We start from the raw sequence: 15,724 nt of genomic DNA, 5'->3' as shown, positions 1-15,724 counted from the left end.
GTGGCACGGGCTTCGCTCTCACTCACCCGCCTAGCCTACGACCAGGGTGAAACAGGGCGCCCACTACTGTGGTCGGCATGTCTACCCCATTCAATTCCGGCCTGTTGGATGCGCTCACGCGGCGCGTTGTCATCGGCGACGGTGCGATGGGGACCATGTTGCAGGCCGCCGACCTCACCCTCGACGACTTCCTCGGGCTCGAAGGCTGCAACGAGATCCTCAACGAAACCCGCCCGGACGTGCTCCGGGACATCCATGCTGCCTACTTCGCGGCCGGCGCCGACGCGGTGGAGACGAACACCTTCGGCTGCAACCTGCCCAACCTCGCCGACTACGACATCTCCGACCGGATCCGCGACCTGTCCGAGCGCGGCACCCGCGTCGCCCGCGAGGTCGCCGACGAGATGGGCCCCGGCCGCGACGGCATGTCCCGATTCGTCTTCGGTTCGATGGGCCCCGGCACCAAGCTGCCGACCCTCGGGCACGCGCCCTTCGCGGTGCTGCGTGACGCCTACATCGAGGCCGCGCTCGGCATGCTCGACGGCGGCGCCGACGCCATCCTCGTCGAGACCTGCCAGGACCTGCTGCAGGCGAAGGCCGCGATCATCGGCTCCCAGCGCGCGATGGACCTCGCGGGCCGCCGGATCCCGATCATCACCCACGTCACGGTGGAGACCACCGGCACCATGCTGCTGGGCAGCGAGATCGGTGCGGCGCTGACCGCGCTCGAGCCCCTGGGCATCGACATGATCGGCCTGAACTGCGCCACCGGGCCGGACGAGATGAGCGAGCACCTGCGGCACCTGTCCAAGCACTCCAAGCTGCCGGTGTCGGTGATGCCGAACGCGGGCCTGCCGGTGCTCGGCAAGGACGGCGCGGAGTACCCCCTCGGCGCCGACGAGCTCGCGGCCGCGCTCAGCGGCTTCGTCTCCGAGTACGGCCTGTCGATGGTGGGCGGCTGTTGCGGCACCACGCCCGAACACATCACCGCGGTCGCCGAGGCGGTCCGGCACGCCGAGCGCGCCGTGCGCAGGCCGGAGCCCGAGCCCGGGACGTCCTCGCTGTACGCGGCGGTCCCGTTCGAGCAGGACGCCAGCATCCTGGTGATCGCCGAGCGCACCAACTCCAACGGATCGAAGGCGTTCCGCGACGCCATGATCGCCGAGGACTACCAGAAGTGCATCGACACCGCGAAGGACCAGACCCGCGACGGTGCCCACATGCTGGACCTGAACGTCGACTACGTCGGCCGTGACGGCGCGCTGGACATGGCGGCGCTGGCCAGCCGGCTGGCGACGGCGTCGACGCTGCCGATCATGCTCGACTCGACGGAGCCCGAGGTGCTGCAGGCGGGCCTCGAGCACCTCGGTGGCCGCTGTGCGGTCAACTCGGTCAACTACGAGGACGGCGACGGACCGGACTCCCGGTTCCAGAAGATCATGCGGCTGGCCACCGAGCACGGCGCGGCGGTGGTCGCGCTGACCATCGACGAGGAGGGCCAGGCCCGCACCGCCGAGCACAAGGTCCGCATCGCGCGCCGGCTGGTCGAGGACATCACCACCAACTGGGGGCTGTCCGAGTCCGACATCATCATCGACGCGCTGACCTTCCCGATCTCCACCGGTCAGGAGGAGGTGCGCCGCGACGGCATCGAGACCATCGAGGCCATCCGCCAGCTGCACGAGATCTACCCGCAGGTGCACTTCACCCTGGGCATCTCGAACATCTCGTTCGGCCTGAACCCGGCCGCCCGGCAGGTGCTCAACTCGGTGTTCCTGCACGAGTGCACCCAGGCCGGTCTGGACACCGCGATCGTGCACGCCTCCAAGATCGTGCCGATGGCCCGGATCCCCGACCTGCAGCGGGAGACCGCACTCGACCTGGTCTACGACCGCCGCCGCGAGGGCTACGACCCGCTGCAGAAGCTGATGGAGCTCTTCGAGGGCGTCTCCGCCGCGTCCGCGCGCGAGACCCGCGCCGAGGAGCTGGCCGCGCTGCCGCTGTTCGAGCGGCTCGAGCGGCGCATCGTCGACGGCGAACTCAACGGCCTGGAGGCGGACCTGGACGCCGCGATGACCGAGGTCCCGCCGCTGACGATCATCAACGAGACCCTGCTCTCGGGCATGAAGACGGTCGGCGTGCTGTTCGGCTCCGGCCAGATGCAGCTGCCGTTCGTGCTGCAGTCCGCGGAGGTGATGAAGACCGCCGTGGCGCACCTGGAGCCGCACATGGAGGCCTCCGACGAGGACGGCAAGGGCCGGATCGTGCTCGCCACCGTCAAGGGCGACGTGCACGACATCGGCAAGAACCTCGTCGACATCATCCTGTCCAACAACGGTTACGAGGTGGTCAACCTCGGTATCAAGCAGCCGATCGCGACCATCCTCGACGCCGCCGTCGACAAGCGGGCCGACGTGATCGGCATGTCCGGGCTGCTGGTCAAGTCGACCGTGGTGATGAAGGACAACCTCAAGGAGCTCAACGCCCGCGGGGTGGCCGAGCAGTTCCCGGTGCTCCTCGGCGGCGCCGCACTGACGCGGTCCTACGTGGAGAACGACCTCGCGGAGGTCTACGACGGCGAGGTGTCCTACGCCCGGGACGCGTTCGAGGGCCTGCGGTTGATGGACGAGATCATGTCCATCAAGCGCGGCGGCGGACCGGACCCGGACAGCCCGGAGGCGTTGGCCGCCAAGGAGAAGGTGGCCGAGCGCAAGGCCCGGCACGAGCGCTCCAAGCGGATCGCGGAGGCCCGCAAGGCCGCCGAGGTGCCGGTCGAGGTGCCCGAACGGTCCGACGTGGCGTCCGACGTCACGCTGCCGACGCCGCCGTTCTGGGGTACCCGCGTGGTCCGGGGCATCGCGGTCGCCGACTACGCCGGGCTGCTCGACGAGCGCGCCCTGTTCCTGGGCCAGTGGGGTCTGCGCGGACAGCGGGCAGGCGACGGGCCGACCTACGAGGACCTGGTCGAGACCGAGGGTCGTCCGCGGCTGCGCTACTGGCTGGACCGGCTCAGCACCGACGGCATCCTGGCGCATGCCGCCGTCGTCTACGGCTACTTCCCGGCGGTCTCCGAGGGCGACGACATCGTCGTGCTCACCGAGCCGGAACCCGATGCGCCGGAACGCTTCCGGTTCACCTACCCGCGCCAGCAGCGGGACCGGTTCCTGTGCATCGCGGACTTCGTGCGCTCGCGCGCCGACGCCCGGGCCACCGGACAGGTGGACGTGCTGCCGATGAACCTGGTGACCATGGGTCAGCCGATCGCGGACTTCGCCAACGAGCTGTTCGCGGCGAACTCGTACCGCGACTACCTCGAGGTGCACGGCATCAGCGTGCAGCTGACCGAGGCGCTGGCCGAGTACTGGCACCGCCGGGTCCGCGAGGAGCTGACGCTGCCCGACGGTCACAACCTGGCCGAGCAGGACCCCACGGACGTCGAGGAGTTCTTCAAGCTCGGCTACCGCGGCGCCCGCTACTCGTTCGGCTACGGGGCCTGCCCTGACCTCGAGGACCGCATCAAGCTGGTCGCGATGCTCGAGCCGGAACGCATCGGGGTGACGCTGTCGGAGGAACTGCAGCTGCATCCGGAGCAGTCCACGGATGCGTTCGTCCTGCACCACCCGGAGGCCAAGTACTTCAATGCCTGAGGTGGTGCTGGCCGACCCGTCGGTCGCGGGTGTGGCGCTCGAGGGCGTGCTGTGGGACATGGACGGCACGCTGCTCGACTCCGAGAAGATCTGGGACGTGGCGATGCACGGGCTCGCCGCGGAACTCGGCGGGGTGATGACCCCGCAGACCCGGCAGTCGATCATCGGGGCGTCCGGACCCGACGCGCTGGCGACGGTCTTCGCGGCGCTGGCGTTGGACCCGACGCCGGCGGCGCTGGCCGAGGCGGACGCGTGGATGAATGCCCGGGTCGCCGAGCTGTTCACCAGGGGCATCCCGTGGCGGCCGGGTGCCCTCGACGCGTTGCGGGCGGTCCGCGCCAGCGGGCTGCGCACCGCGCTGGTCACCAACACCGACCGCGAGCTCGCCGAGCAGGCGCTGGACACGTTGGGGCGCGAGCACTTCGACGTCACGGTGTGCGGCGACGAGGTGCCCCACGGGAAGCCGCAGCCGGACCCGTACCTGCGGGCGGCGGCCCTGCTCGGGCTCGACCCGGCGCAGTGCCTCGCGGTCGAGGACTCGCCGACCGGGGCGGCGGCCGCCGTCGCCGCCGGCTGCGCGGTGCTGGTGGTGCCGTGCGAGGTGGCCGTGCCGACGGGTCCGCGCCGGGTGCACCGCACCACGCTCGAGGGCATGGGGGAGTCGATGCTCGCCTCGGTGTGGCGCGACGCGCACGCCTGACCTGGGGTGGCAAGATCGCACGCATGACAACGCGGCGGGGCGGACGGCTGACGGCCGCCGCCCCGGCCGTGGCCGTGGTGGTGCTGGCGACGGGGTGCTCGGCGGGCGCCGGGCTCTCCGGGGCCGGTGGTCCGGACACCCTCACCGTCGCGCTGACCGCGAAGCCGGACAACCTCGACTTCACCCGCACCGCGGGCGCGGCCATCCCGCAAGCGTTGCTGGACAACGTGTACGAGGGCCTGGTCCGGCTCGACGACAACGGCGTGATCACCCCGCAGCTGGCGGAGTCGTGGACCGTCAGCGAGGACCGCACCGTCTACGACTTCGCCCTCCGCGACGACGTGGTGTTCAGCGACGGGGACGCCTTCGACTCCGGCGACGTCAAGTTCAGCATCGACCGGGTCAAGACCGAGTGGACGGCCAACTCGCCCGCCGCGATGGCCGTCGTGGACCGGGTCGAGACCCCGGACCCGCACGTGGCGAGGGTGGTGCTGCGCCGGCCGAGCAACGAGTGGCTCTTCGCGATGACCGGCCCGATCGGCGCCATGTTCACCCCCGACGGCGTCAGCCACCTGGCCACCACCGCGGTCGGGACCGGTCCGTTCACGGTGGCGCGGTGGAACCCGGGCTCGGAGCTGGTGCTCGCGGCGAACCCCCGGTACTGGGGGACGCCGCCGGGGATGAAAACCGTTCGGCTGCGCTACTTCGCGGACGCCACCGCCCAGGCCAACGCCATGCGCAGCGGGGGAGTCGACGTCGTCTACAGCCTCGGCGCGCCGCAGCTGCTCGACCAGTTCGCCGGCGACGCCCGGTTCCGGGTCACCCAGGGCACCACCAACGGTGAGGTCACCCTGTCGATGAACGGCGCGGTCGCGCCGTTCGACGACGTGCGGGTGCGCCGCGCGGTCATGTACGCGGTGGACCGGAAGGCGGTGCGGGACACCGCCTACGCGGGATACGGCGAGCTGATCGGCTCGATGGTGCCGCCGACCGACCCCTGGTTCGAGGACCTCACCGAGGTCTACCCGTTCGACCCGGACCGGGCGCGGGCGCTGCTCGCCGAGGCAGGAACCCCGAACCCCGTGGTGCGCTTCAGCGTTCCCAATCTCCCGTACGCGAGCTCCGCCGCGCAGGTGGTCGCCTCGCAGCTGCGGCAGGTCGGCTTCGACGTGCGCAGCGAGCCGGTCGAGTTCCCCGCGGTGTGGCTGGACAAGGTGTTCTCGCGCCACGACTACCAGATGTCGGTGATCCAGCACTCCGAGCCGCACGACATCGTCACCTTCGCGAACCCGAAGTTCTACTGGGGCTACGACAATCCGGAGGTGACCCGCCTGGTCGCCGAGGCCGACGCCGCCGACGAGGCCGGGTACGTCGAGCGGATGCGGGAGGTGGCCCGGACCGTCACCGACGACGCCGCCGCGGACTGGCTGTTCCTGTTCCCGCTGCTGGTGGTGGCGGACGCGGACCTGACCGGACTGCCCCGCAACGCCACGAGCCTCGCGCTCGACCTCGCCCCGGTGCGGCGCGGGTAGCGCGATGGCACTCGCCCTGCTCCGGCGGCTCGGGATCTTCGCGGTGACGGCCGCCGTCGCGTCCGTGCTGGTGTTCGCGTTGCTCTCGGTGCTGCCCGGCGACCCGGCCCGGATCGCGCTGGGGGTGCAGGCCGACGAGGCGGACGTGGCCCGCGAACGCATCGCGATGGGCCTGGACCGCCCGCTCTACCGGCAGTACCTGGACTGGGTCGGGGGGATGCTGCACGGCGACCTCGGCACCTCGTACCTCACCCGGCAACCGGTGGGCCCGGAGATCTTCGACCGCCTGCAGGTGACACTCTGGGTGGTCGCGGCGGGCATGGTGGTCGCGTTGGCCATCGCGCTGCCGCTGGGGGTGGCCGCCGCGGTCCGCAGCCACCGACCCGATGGGGCGCTGATCGGCGGGATCAGCCAGGTCGGCATCGCGATCCCCGCCTTCCTCGCAGGCGTGCTGCTCTCCACCGTGTTCGCCGTCGAGCTGGGCTGGCTGCCATCCAGCGGCTGGCAGGCCCCGATCGAGGGGATCGGCGGGTTCCTGTCCTACCTGGCCCTGCCCGCGCTGGCGCTCGGCCTGGTGCAGGGCTCGGTGCTGACCCGGTACGTGCGGTCGGCGGTGCTCGACGAGATGGGCAAGGACTACCTGCGCACGGCGCGGGCCAAGGGCCTGACCCGGACCCGGGCCCTGCTACGGCACGGCCTGCGCAACGCGGCGATCCCGGTGGTCACGGTCGCCGGCCTGCAGCTGACCACTCTGCTGATCGGTGCGGTGGTGGTCGAGCGGGTGTTCGTGGTGCCGGGACTGGGCAGCCTGCTGCTGGACAAGGTCAGCCAGCGGGACATGGCGGAGGTGCAGTCCATCGTGATGGTGCTGGTCCTGATGGTGCTGCTGCTGAACCTGGTGGTGGACATCGTCTACACGGCAATCGATCCCCGCATGCGGAGCCGGGTATGAGGCGGGTGTCGGGCAGCCTGGTGGCGGGGGCGGTGCTGATCGCCGCGGTGCTCCTGGCGGCGCTGGTCTCGTTCGTCTGGACGCCCTACGACCCGACCGTCGTCGACCCGGCCGCCCGGATGCTGCACCCGAGCGCGGCGCACTGGCTCGGCACCGACGACTTCGGCCGGGACATCTTCAGTGCGCTGCTGGTGGGGGCGCGGACGACGCTGCTGGTCGGCTTCGTCGCGACGGCGATCGCGGCGATCGTCGGCATCCCGGTCGGGGTGGCCGCCGGCCTGCGGCCCGGTCACGCCGACGAGATCCTGATGCGTGGAAACGACGTGTTGCTGGCGTTCCCGGCGCTGCTGCTGGCGATTGTCTTCGCCGCGGTGTGGGGCGGCTCGACGGTGACGGCGATGGTCGCGCTCGGCATCGGATCGGCTCCCACGTTCGCCCGGGTGGCCCGCGCAGGCACCCGGCAGGTGACCGCCCACGACTACATCCTGGCCGCCCGGGCGGCGGGCCTGCGGCCTGCGGCGATCGCGCGTCGGCACGTGCTGCCGAACATCTCCAGCGCGCTGATCGTGCAGGCGTCGGTGACCTTCGCGATCGCGGTGCTCGCCGAGGCGGCGCTGTCCTACCTGGGGTTCGGCACCCCGCCGCCGACGCCGTCCTGGGGGCGGATGCTGCAGGAGTCGCAGCCGTACCTGTACCTGCAGCCGGCGGTGATGCTGTGGCCGGGACTGGCGATCGCGCTGACCGTGCTCGGGTTCAACCTGCTCGGCGACGGGCTGCGGGACCGGCTCGACCCGAAGTCGGTGCGGCGGTGACGGGCGCGCCGCTGCTCACCGTCGCCGACCTGACGGTGCGGACCGGCGACCGGACGCTGCTCGACGGCGTCGGGTTCAGCCTGTCGGCGGGCGAGCGGCTGGGGCTGATCGGTGAGTCCGGGTCCGGCAAGTCGCTGACCGCGCTGAGCGTGCTGGGGCTGCTGCCGGACGAGCTGCGCGCGAGCGGGTCGATCGTGATCGACGGCGCGCCGGGGAACCTGGTGGGCGCGCCGGAGCGGGTGTGGACGTCGCTGCGCGGCGACGACATCGCCATGGTCTTCCAGGAACCGATGACCGCGCTGAACCCGCTGATGCGGGTGGGTCGGCAGGTGGCCGAGATGATCGAGCTGCACCAGCGCGGCACCGACCGCGCGGACCGGCGCGCCGCGACCCTCGACCTGCTGGCCTCGGTGAACCTGCCGGACCCGGCGCGGATCGCCCGTTCCTACCCGCACGAGCTCTCGGGCGGTCAACGGCAGCGGGTGCTGATCGCGATCGCGATGGCGAACCGCCCCCGGGTGCTGATCTGCGACGAGCCGTCGACCGCCCTGGACGTGACCGTGCAGGCGCAGATCCTGGACCTGATCGACACCACGGTCCGCGACCACGACACCTCGCTGCTGCTGATCACCCACGACCTGGCCGTCGTCTCGCAGCTGTGCGAGCGGGTGCTGGTGATGCGCGACGGCGCGGTCGTCGAGTCCGGCACCGTCGCCGGGGTGTTCACCGACCCGCAGCACCCGTACACCCGGTCGCTGCTCGATGCCTCCCGGCTGGGCCCGGGGAGCTCGGCGCCGGGGGAGCACGCGGTGGCGGCGCCGGTGTTCAACCCGCATCCCGACCCGTTGGTGTCGGTGCGGGGACTCGGTCGCACCTACCGAGGTTCGCGGTCCAGCCTGCTGCGTCCGCCGGAGCCCGTGCACGCGCTGGCCGACGCGTCGTTCGACATCGGCCCGGGGCAGCGCTTCGGCATCGTCGGCGAGTCCGGATCGGGGAAGTCGACACTGATCCGGATGCTGTGCGGTCTCGACACCCCCACCGCGGGGTCGATCCGGTTTGCCGGCCGCGAGATCGTCGGCGTCCGGGAACGGGACCTGCGTGGCTTCCGCCGCGACGTGTCCATCGTGTTCCAGGACCCGATGGGCTCGCTGGACCCGCGGATGCGGGTGGGCGAGATCGTCGCCGAGCCGCTGACCGACCGGACCGGCGCCGCGCAGAAGGTGGCCGAGATGCTCACCGCGGTGGGCCTCGAACCGGACATGGCGCGCCGGCACCCGCACCAGTTCTCCGGCGGCCAGCGGCAGCGGATCTCGATCGCCCGCGCGCTGATCACCAACCCCAAGTTCCTGGTCGCCGACGAGCCGGTCAGCGCCCTGGACGTGTCGGTGCGCGCGCAGGTGCTGGACCTGCTGGCGCGGCTGGTCCGGGAGTACCAGCTCACCCTGCTGCTGGTCTCGCACGACCTGGCGGTGGTGCGGCACGTCTGCGAGGTGGTCGCGGTGATGCACCGGGGCCGGATCGTGGAGTGCGGACCCACCGCGGAGGTCTTCGAACGGCCCCGCGACCCGTACACCCGGGCCCTGATCGGTAGCGCGCCGATCCTCGACTCCCGGGGAGCCTGAGTGCGCGGGCAGCGGCCCGCGCACACTGTGAAACAATCACCTCCCGTGAAGACCTTCGAATCGCTGTTCGCCGAGCTGTCCGACCGCGCCGAGACCCGCCCCGAGGGCTCCGGCACTGTGGCCGCACTGGACGCCGGCGTCCATGCCCAGGGCAAGAAGGTGATCGAGGAGGCCGGCGAGGTGTGGATCGCGGCCGAGTACCAGAGCGACGAGGAGCTCTCCGAGGAGATCTCGCAGCTCCTCTACTGGGTGCAGGTCCTGATGGTCGGTCGTGGGCTGAAGCTCGAGGACGTCTACCGACATCTGTGAGCCCCGCTCGCACTGCCGGTAGACCCCATTCGACCTTCCCGAAAGGAAACACGATGCTGCGCGTCGCAGTACCCAACAAGGGTTCCCTCTCCGAGTCCGCCGCCGAGATCCTCAGCGAGGCCGGCTACCGCCGCCGCACCGACTCGCGGGACCTCACCGTCCTCGACCCGTCGAACCAGGTCGAGTTCTTCTTCCTGCGTCCCAAGGACATCGCCATCTACGTCGGTTCCGGCGAGCTGGACCTGGGCATCACCGGCCGCGACCTCGCGCTGGACTCGGCAGCCCCGGTCGCGGAGCGCCTGTCGCTCGGCTTCGGCCGGTCCAGCTTCCGGTACGCCGCGCCCGCAGGCAAGGAGTGGGCGCCCGCGGACCTCGCCGGCCTGCGCATCGCCACCTCGTACCCGAACCTGGTCCGCGCGGACCTCGCCGCGCGCGGCATCGAGGCGACCGTGATCCGCCTCGACGGCGCCGTGGAGATCTCCATCCAGCTCGGTGTCGCGGACGCGATCGCCGACGTGGTCGGCTCCGGCCGGACGCTGCGTCAGCACAACCTGGTGGCGTTCGGGGAGTCGCTGTGCGACTCCGAGGGCGTGCTGATCGAGCGGGAGGGCTCCGACCGCACGGACAAGGCCCGCAACCAGCTCATCGCCCGCGTGCAGGGCGTGGTCTTCGCCCAGCAGTACCTGATGCTCGACTACGACTGCCCGCGTTCGCTCCTGGACGAGGCGCTGCGTGTCACCCCCGGCCTCGAGTCGCCCACCATCTCGCCGCTCGCCGACGAGGCCTGGGTCGCGATCCGGGCGCTGGTGCCGCGCAAGGTCAGCAACGACGTGATGGACCAGCTGGCCGACATCGGTGCCAAGGCGATCCTGGCGTCCGAGATCCGGGCCTGCCGCGCCTTCTGACGCCCACCGACACGACAACGCCGGGCCCCGCCGCATTCTCTGCGGCGGGGCCCGGCGTCTCGGTGCCGAGTCGCTCCGGCGTCAGCGCCTGCGGATCTGCAGCGTCTGGTTGATCCGGCCGACGGGCCCGGACTCGTCGTGCAGCACGCCCGCGCACATGCCGACCCCGTCCGGTCCGTAGGAGGTCTCCGCGGAGATTCCGACCCACTCGCCCTCCGGCTCCCGGAACAGGTGGACGGTCAGGTCCGTGTTGAGGTAGGTCCACTTGCTCGGGTCCAGCTTCGCCCCGACGCCGTTCGCGACGTCCGCGACGGTGAACAGGCGCTGGACGGGGGAGAGCGTCTCGCCCTCCACCAGGACGGGAGTCGGACGCGCCCACACCTGACCGGGGCCCCGGCCGCCGATCTCCGCCAGCCAGCGCCAGTCGAGGCTGGTCACGAACCCGGTGCCCCAGAACTCGCCGCTCATCTCCACCTCGTGGGCCTGCGACACGGGCGCCAGCACGGGTTCGCCGGTGTGGACCGCGGCGACCGTGTCCGCGGTCTGCATGCGCCAGCCGGTGCCGCGGGCCACCGCGCGGGCGGTGCCGTCCGGGCCGGCGGCCCACAGCTCGGCGACCACCAGCTCGACCCGGCGGCCGGGCCGGTCCACCCAGGCGCGGACCTCGATCTCCGCGATCGGGACCGGGCCCAGGATCTCCACCACGACGCGGGTGAGCCGGGCATCCTCGCGCGGCTGGCACCGCTCGAGCGCCCGTACCAGCAGCGCCGACGGCGGTGCGCCGTGCTGCATGGTGTCGGCCCAGGTGCTCACCGTGAGCGGGGTGCTGGCGAACCGTTCGGTGCCGTCGGCGTCCCGCCCCAGCGGAACGTAATAGGACAGGTCACTCACTCGACGATCTCCTCGAAACTCGGCACTGCGGACTGGCTCCCGACCGTTGCGTCCGGCCAGCCGGGATAGGGCGGCGGCGTGCCACCGAACGCCGGGCAGCGAACCTTATGATCGCACCAGTCGCACAGCCGCCCGGGACTCGGTGGGAAGTCGCCGGTCACGCCCGCCTCGAGGATGGCCCGCCAGAGCGCCGACAGGGTGCCCTCGAAACGGAGCAGTTCGGCCAGGTCCGGCGAATAGGTGAGGACCTCCCGGTCCGCGAGGTAGAGCAGCTTGAGCTGCGCAGGCACCACGCCGCGGGTGCGCAGCAGCACCAGCGCGTAGAACTTCATCTGGAACAGCGCCTTGGACTCGCCGGCCTCGCTGGGGGAGCGGCCGGTCTTGTAGTCCACGACCCGCAGCTCGCCGGTCGGGGCCAGGTCGATCCGGTCGACGAAGCCGCGCAGCACCGCCCCGTCGGCCAACTCGACCTCGACGCCCAGTTCGCAGGACTCGGGGTCGAACCCGGTCGGGTCCTCGAGCAGGTAGTACCCGTCGAGCAGTGCCCGGGCCTCCGTCAGGAGTTCGGCCACCTCGTCGGCAGGCACGGCGGTGGCGGCCTCCGGGGACTCCGCGAGCACCCGCTCCCAGGCCGGGGCGAGCAGCGTCGCCGCCCGGCTGGGGACCCGCTCCGCCGCGGGCAGCCCGTAGAGCGACTCCAGTGCGGCGTGCACGACGGTGCCCCGGATCTGCGCCTTGGACGGAGTCTCCGGGATCCGGTCCACCGCCCGGAAGCGGTAGAGCAGGGGGCACTGCTTGAAGTCCCCGGCCCGGGACGGGGAAAGCGCAGGTCGCGACCGCGGTCGCGCGGGACCGGTGGACGAGGTGGGGGGCGACGCCGCGGGGATGCTCACACCTGGCAGGGTATGCCGGGGGTCCGACAACTTCGTCGGGGCCGGCGCAAGGGTCGCCGGGACAACTCAATCTAGGAGTCAGTAACTGATGGCAGGGCAGTCGAACAGGCCGACCGGACCGTTTCGAGTGGGCGACCGCGTCCAGTTGACGGACGCGAAGGGCCGTCACTACACGGTGGTGCTCACCGAGGGCAAGGAGTTCCACACCCACCGCGGCGGGATCGTGCACGACGCCCTGATCGGCGCCGACGAGGGCAGCGTCGTCACCTCCACCAACGGCACCCCGTACCTCGCGCTGCGCCCTCTGCTCGTCGACTACGTGCTCTCGATGCCGCGCGGCGCCCAGGTGATCTACCCGAAGGACGCCGCGCAGATCGTGCACGAGGGCGACATCTTCCCCGGCGCCCGGGTGCTCGAGGCCGGTGCCGGATCCGGCGCGCTGACCTGCTCGCTGCTGCGGGCGGTCGGCCCGGAGGGCACGGTGCTCTCCTACGAGGTGCGCGACGACCACGCCGAGCACGCGGTGCGCAACGTCGAGACCTTCTTCGGCGAGCGTCCGGACAACTGGGAACTGACCATCGCCGACGTCGCGGACTTCGACCCGGAGACCGCGGGCGGGCAGGTGGACCGGGTGATCCTGGACATGCTGGCGCCGTGGGACACGCTGCCGGCGATGGCCAAGGCAGTGGTGCCGGGCGGGGTGCTGATGGTCTACGTCGCCACGGTCACCCAGCTTTCGAAGGTGGTCGAGGCGCTGCGCGAGCAGGAGTGCTGGACCGAGCCGCGCTCGTGGGAGTCGATCGTGCGGGGTTGGCACGTGGTGGGCCTGGCGGTGCGCCCCGAGCACCGGATGCAGGGACACACCGCGTTCCTGGTGAGCGCGCGCCGGCTGGCCGAGGGCACCGTCACCCCCAAGCCGCAGCGTCGCGCGGGCAAGGGCAAGGCCCCGGCCTAGGCTCCCGCCAGGTGGCCGCGCGGGCGGCCACCTGGCTCGGGCATCAGCTGACGCAGGTCAGGCGGCCCATCGAGAAGATGGTGCAGACGGCGGTGTCGGAGATGACCCACTTGCCGTCGACCTGGTCGAAGGTCAGGTCCGTCGGCGCGCCGCCGTGCGGGCCGGTGATGGTGGCGGTGGCCTTGACCGTGTCGGCGTCGACCGGCGTCACGGCGGTGACCTCGGTGGTCAGCGGGTATCCCTTCAGGACGCCGTTGAACTGCTCGAGCACCGCCGCCTGCTTCTCGCCGTTGACGATCACCGCGACCTTGTCCGCGGTCGGGACGGCGGGGTCGAAGAACGTCACCAGCGTGGCGTTCAGTGCGTCGGTGCTGGGTGCGTCGGCGGCGGCCTCGGTCGTGGCCTCGGTGGTGGCGGACGCCGTCGTGGTCGAGTCGGCGGTGCTGGACTCGTCGGAGCTGCACGAGGCGACGCCGACCGCGGCGAGGGTGGCGGCGACGACGACGAGGGATTTGCGGATGATCACGAATGGGCCTTTCGCTGGCGGCAGTAAAGTCGACTAGATAGGCAAGGCTAACATGACCTTTCGGTGGTCAGGCTGGTCGATATCTCATACTCTGCGCTGACGCTGGTGTCGCTCCACGGATTCTCCGCGGCGGCTGTAGCGTTGGTTTATCGCAACTGGGAGGAGTCGCGCATGAGCGCATCAGAGAATCCGGACTCGGCTGCCAGGGCGGAACTGGAGGCCCTGCAACTCGAGGCGGACCGGTTGCGTCGCCAGTTGGCGCAGTCGCCCGAGCAGGTGCGCGAGCTCGAGGCGCGGGTGGACTCGCTCTCGATCCGCAACTCGAAGCTGCTGGACACGCTCAAGGAAGCCCGTCAGCAGCTGATCGCGCTGCGCGAGGAGGTCGACCGACTCGGCCAGCCGCCGAGCGGGTACGGGGTGCTGCTCGACGTCCACCCTGATCAGACCGTCGACGTGTTCACCTCGGGTCGGAAGATGCGACTGACCTGTTCCCCGAACCTGGAGACCGAGAAGCTGCGCGCCGGCCAGACCGTCCGGCTGAACGAGGCGCTCACCGTCGTCGAGGCCGGGACGTTCGAGCGGATCGGTGAGATCTGCAGTCTCCGTGAGGTTCTGGACGACGGCGAGCGCGCGCTCGTGGTCGGGCACGCCGACGAGGAGCGGGTGGTCTGGCTCGCGCACCCACTGATGGTGGCGGCGTCGGACACCACCGTGCACGCCGTCGACGAGGACATCGACTCGCCGATGCGCAAGCTGCGGCCCGGCGACTCGCTGCTGGTCGACACCAAGGCCGGCTACGCCTACGAGCGCATCCCGAAGGCCGAGGTCGAGGACCTGGTGCTCGAGGAGGTCCCGGACGTCGACTACGGCGACATCGGCGGACTCGGCCGGCAGATCGAACAGATCCGCGACGCGGTGGAGCTGCCGTTCCTGCACAAGGACCTGTTCCACGAGTACGCCCTGCGGCCGCCGAAGGGTGTGCTGCTCTACGGCCCGCCCGGCTGCGGCAAGACCCTGATCGCCAAGGCGGTCGCGAACTCGCTGGCCAAGAAGATCGCCGAGGCCCGGGGTCAGGACGCGAAGGACGCCAAGTCCTTCTTCCTGAACATCAAGGGGCCGGAGCTGCTCAACAAGTTCGTCGGCGAGACCGAGCGGCACATCCGGATGATCTTCCAGCGGGCCAGGGAGAAGGCGTCCGAGGGCACCCCGGTGATCGTGTTCTTCGACGAGATGGACTCGATCTTCCGGACCCGGGGGTCGGGCGTGTCCTCGGACGTCGAGACCACCGTGGTCCCGCAGCTGCTCAGCGAGATCGACGGCGTCGAGGGCCTGGAGAACGTCATCGTGATCGGCGCGTCCAACCGTGAGGACATGATCGATCCCGCGATCCTGCGGCCCGGTCGGCTGGACGTGAAGATCAAGATCGAGCGGCCCGACGCGGAGTCGGCGCAGGACATCTTCTCCAAGTACCTGACCGAGCAGCTGCCGGTGAACGCCGACGACCTGGCGGAGTTCGGCGGGGACCGCACGGCCTGCATCAAGACCATGATCGAGCGGGTCGTGGACCGGATGTACGCCGAGAGCGACGAGAACCGCTTCCTCGAGGTCACCTACGCCAACGGGGACAAGGAGGTCCTCTACTTCAAGGACTTCAACTCGGGCGCGATGATCCAGAACATCGTCGACCGCGCGAAGAAGTACGCGATCAAGGCGATCCTGGACACCGGCACCCCGGGTCTGCGCGTGCAGCACCTGTTCGACTCGATCGTGGACGAGTTCTCGGAGAACGAGGACCTGCCGAACACCACGAACCCGGACGACTGGGCGCGGATCTCGGGCAAGAAGGGCGAGCGGATCGTCTACATCCGCACCCTGGTCACCGGCAAGAACGCCAGTGCCAGCCGGGCGATCGACACCGAGTCGAACACCGGGCAGTACCTGTAGGACCGGCGAACGGCGGTGGCCCGGACCGATTCTCGG

General features: G+C 70.9%; 13 protein-coding genes. 10 read left to right on the top strand and 3 right to left on the bottom strand.

The window, feature by feature from the left end:
• Positions 1–77: 77 nt before the first annotated feature.
• From metH to hisG, 8 genes are read left to right on the top strand one after another with little or no spacing between them, the layout of a single operon-like run.
• Positions 78–3,647 carry a methionine synthase gene (gene metH / locus ACFO6S_RS12655; protein ID WP_378417429.1) on the top strand — a complete coding sequence of 1,190 codons (3,570 nt, stop codon included), beginning with the start codon at positions 78–80 and terminating at the stop codon, positions 3,645–3,647.
• Positions 3,640–4,347, top strand: coding sequence for an HAD family hydrolase (locus tag ACFO6S_RS12650; RefSeq protein ID WP_378417427.1), 708 nt, complete (start codon positions 3,640–3,642; stop codon positions 4,345–4,347). Before metH ends, ACFO6S_RS12650 begins: the two co-directional genes overlap by 8 nt.
• A gap of 23 nt (positions 4,348–4,370) precedes the next feature.
• The gene (locus ACFO6S_RS12645; protein ID WP_378417426.1) at positions 4,371–5,879 is read left to right on the top strand and encodes an ABC transporter substrate-binding protein; all 1,509 of its coding nucleotides are present in this window, start codon (positions 4,371–4,373) and stop codon (positions 5,877–5,879) included.
• A gap of 4 nt (positions 5,880–5,883) precedes the next feature.
• Positions 5,884–6,831 (top strand): ABC transporter permease, encoded by a 948-nt coding sequence (locus ACFO6S_RS12640; protein WP_378417424.1) that lies wholly within the window; start codon positions 5,884–5,886, stop codon positions 6,829–6,831.
• On the top strand, positions 6,828–7,643 hold the full coding sequence (locus ACFO6S_RS12635) for an ABC transporter permease (protein ID WP_378417422.1): 816 nt from the start codon (positions 6,828–6,830) through the stop codon (positions 7,641–7,643). The genes ACFO6S_RS12640 and ACFO6S_RS12635 overlap by 4 nt, the downstream gene beginning before the upstream one ends.
• Complete coding sequence (locus tag ACFO6S_RS12630) at positions 7,640–9,265, top strand: ABC transporter ATP-binding protein (protein ID WP_378417420.1); 1,626 nt, start codon at positions 7,640–7,642, stop codon at positions 9,263–9,265. Before ACFO6S_RS12635 ends, ACFO6S_RS12630 begins: the two co-directional genes overlap by 4 nt.
• Positions 9,266–9,310: 45 nt before the next feature.
• A complete protein-coding gene (locus tag ACFO6S_RS12625) occupies positions 9,311–9,574 on the top strand; it encodes a phosphoribosyl-ATP diphosphatase (RefSeq protein ID WP_378417419.1) in 264 nt (87 codons plus the stop codon).
• A 53-nt stretch (positions 9,575–9,627) separates the two neighbouring features.
• A complete protein-coding gene (gene hisG, locus ACFO6S_RS12620; protein WP_378417418.1) occupies positions 9,628–10,479 on the top strand; it encodes an ATP phosphoribosyltransferase in 852 nt (283 codons plus the stop codon).
• An 81-nt stretch (positions 10,480–10,560) separates the two neighbouring features.
• Here hisG and ACFO6S_RS12615 read toward each other — a convergent pair whose 3' ends face one another.
• Both ACFO6S_RS12615 and ACFO6S_RS12610 read right to left on the bottom strand, forming a co-directional pair.
• Positions 10,561–11,370: a thioesterase family protein gene (locus tag ACFO6S_RS12615; protein ID WP_378417416.1), complete on the bottom strand. Its 810-nt coding sequence runs from the start codon at positions 11,368–11,370 to the stop codon at positions 10,561–10,563.
• Complete coding sequence (locus ACFO6S_RS12610; RefSeq protein WP_378417414.1) at positions 11,367–12,263, bottom strand: RecB family exonuclease; 897 nt, start codon at positions 12,261–12,263, stop codon at positions 11,367–11,369. The genes ACFO6S_RS12615 and ACFO6S_RS12610 overlap by 4 nt, the downstream gene beginning before the upstream one ends.
• Before the next feature lie 88 nt (positions 12,264–12,351).
• Between ACFO6S_RS12610 and ACFO6S_RS12605 the strand changes: the two genes are divergently transcribed.
• Entirely contained in the window at positions 12,352–13,218 is an 867-nt protein-coding gene (locus ACFO6S_RS12605) for a tRNA (adenine-N1)-methyltransferase (protein WP_378417412.1), read from the top strand.
• 43 nt (positions 13,219–13,261) lie between these two features.
• Here ACFO6S_RS12605 and ACFO6S_RS12600 read toward each other — a convergent pair whose 3' ends face one another.
• The gene (locus ACFO6S_RS12600) at positions 13,262–13,744 is read right to left on the bottom strand and encodes a WKL family lipoprotein (RefSeq protein WP_378417410.1); all 483 of its coding nucleotides are present in this window, start codon (positions 13,742–13,744) and stop codon (positions 13,262–13,264) included.
• Positions 13,745–13,915: 171 nt separating this feature from the next.
• Between ACFO6S_RS12600 and arc the strand changes: the two genes are divergently transcribed.
• Positions 13,916–15,688: a proteasome ATPase gene (arc, locus tag ACFO6S_RS12595; protein WP_378417408.1), complete on the top strand. Its 1,773-nt coding sequence runs from the start codon at positions 13,916–13,918 to the stop codon at positions 15,686–15,688.
• The last annotated feature ends 36 nt before the right edge of the window (positions 15,689–15,724 follow it).

The organism is Rhodococcus kronopolitis, from assembly GCF_042654025.1.
Classification (GTDB): domain Bacteria; phylum Actinomycetota; class Actinomycetes; order Mycobacteriales; family Mycobacteriaceae; genus Rhodococcus_G; species Rhodococcus_G kronopolitis.
Note: the sequence above shows the minus strand (reverse complement) of the source record. Positions and strands in the feature narration are given on the sequence as shown.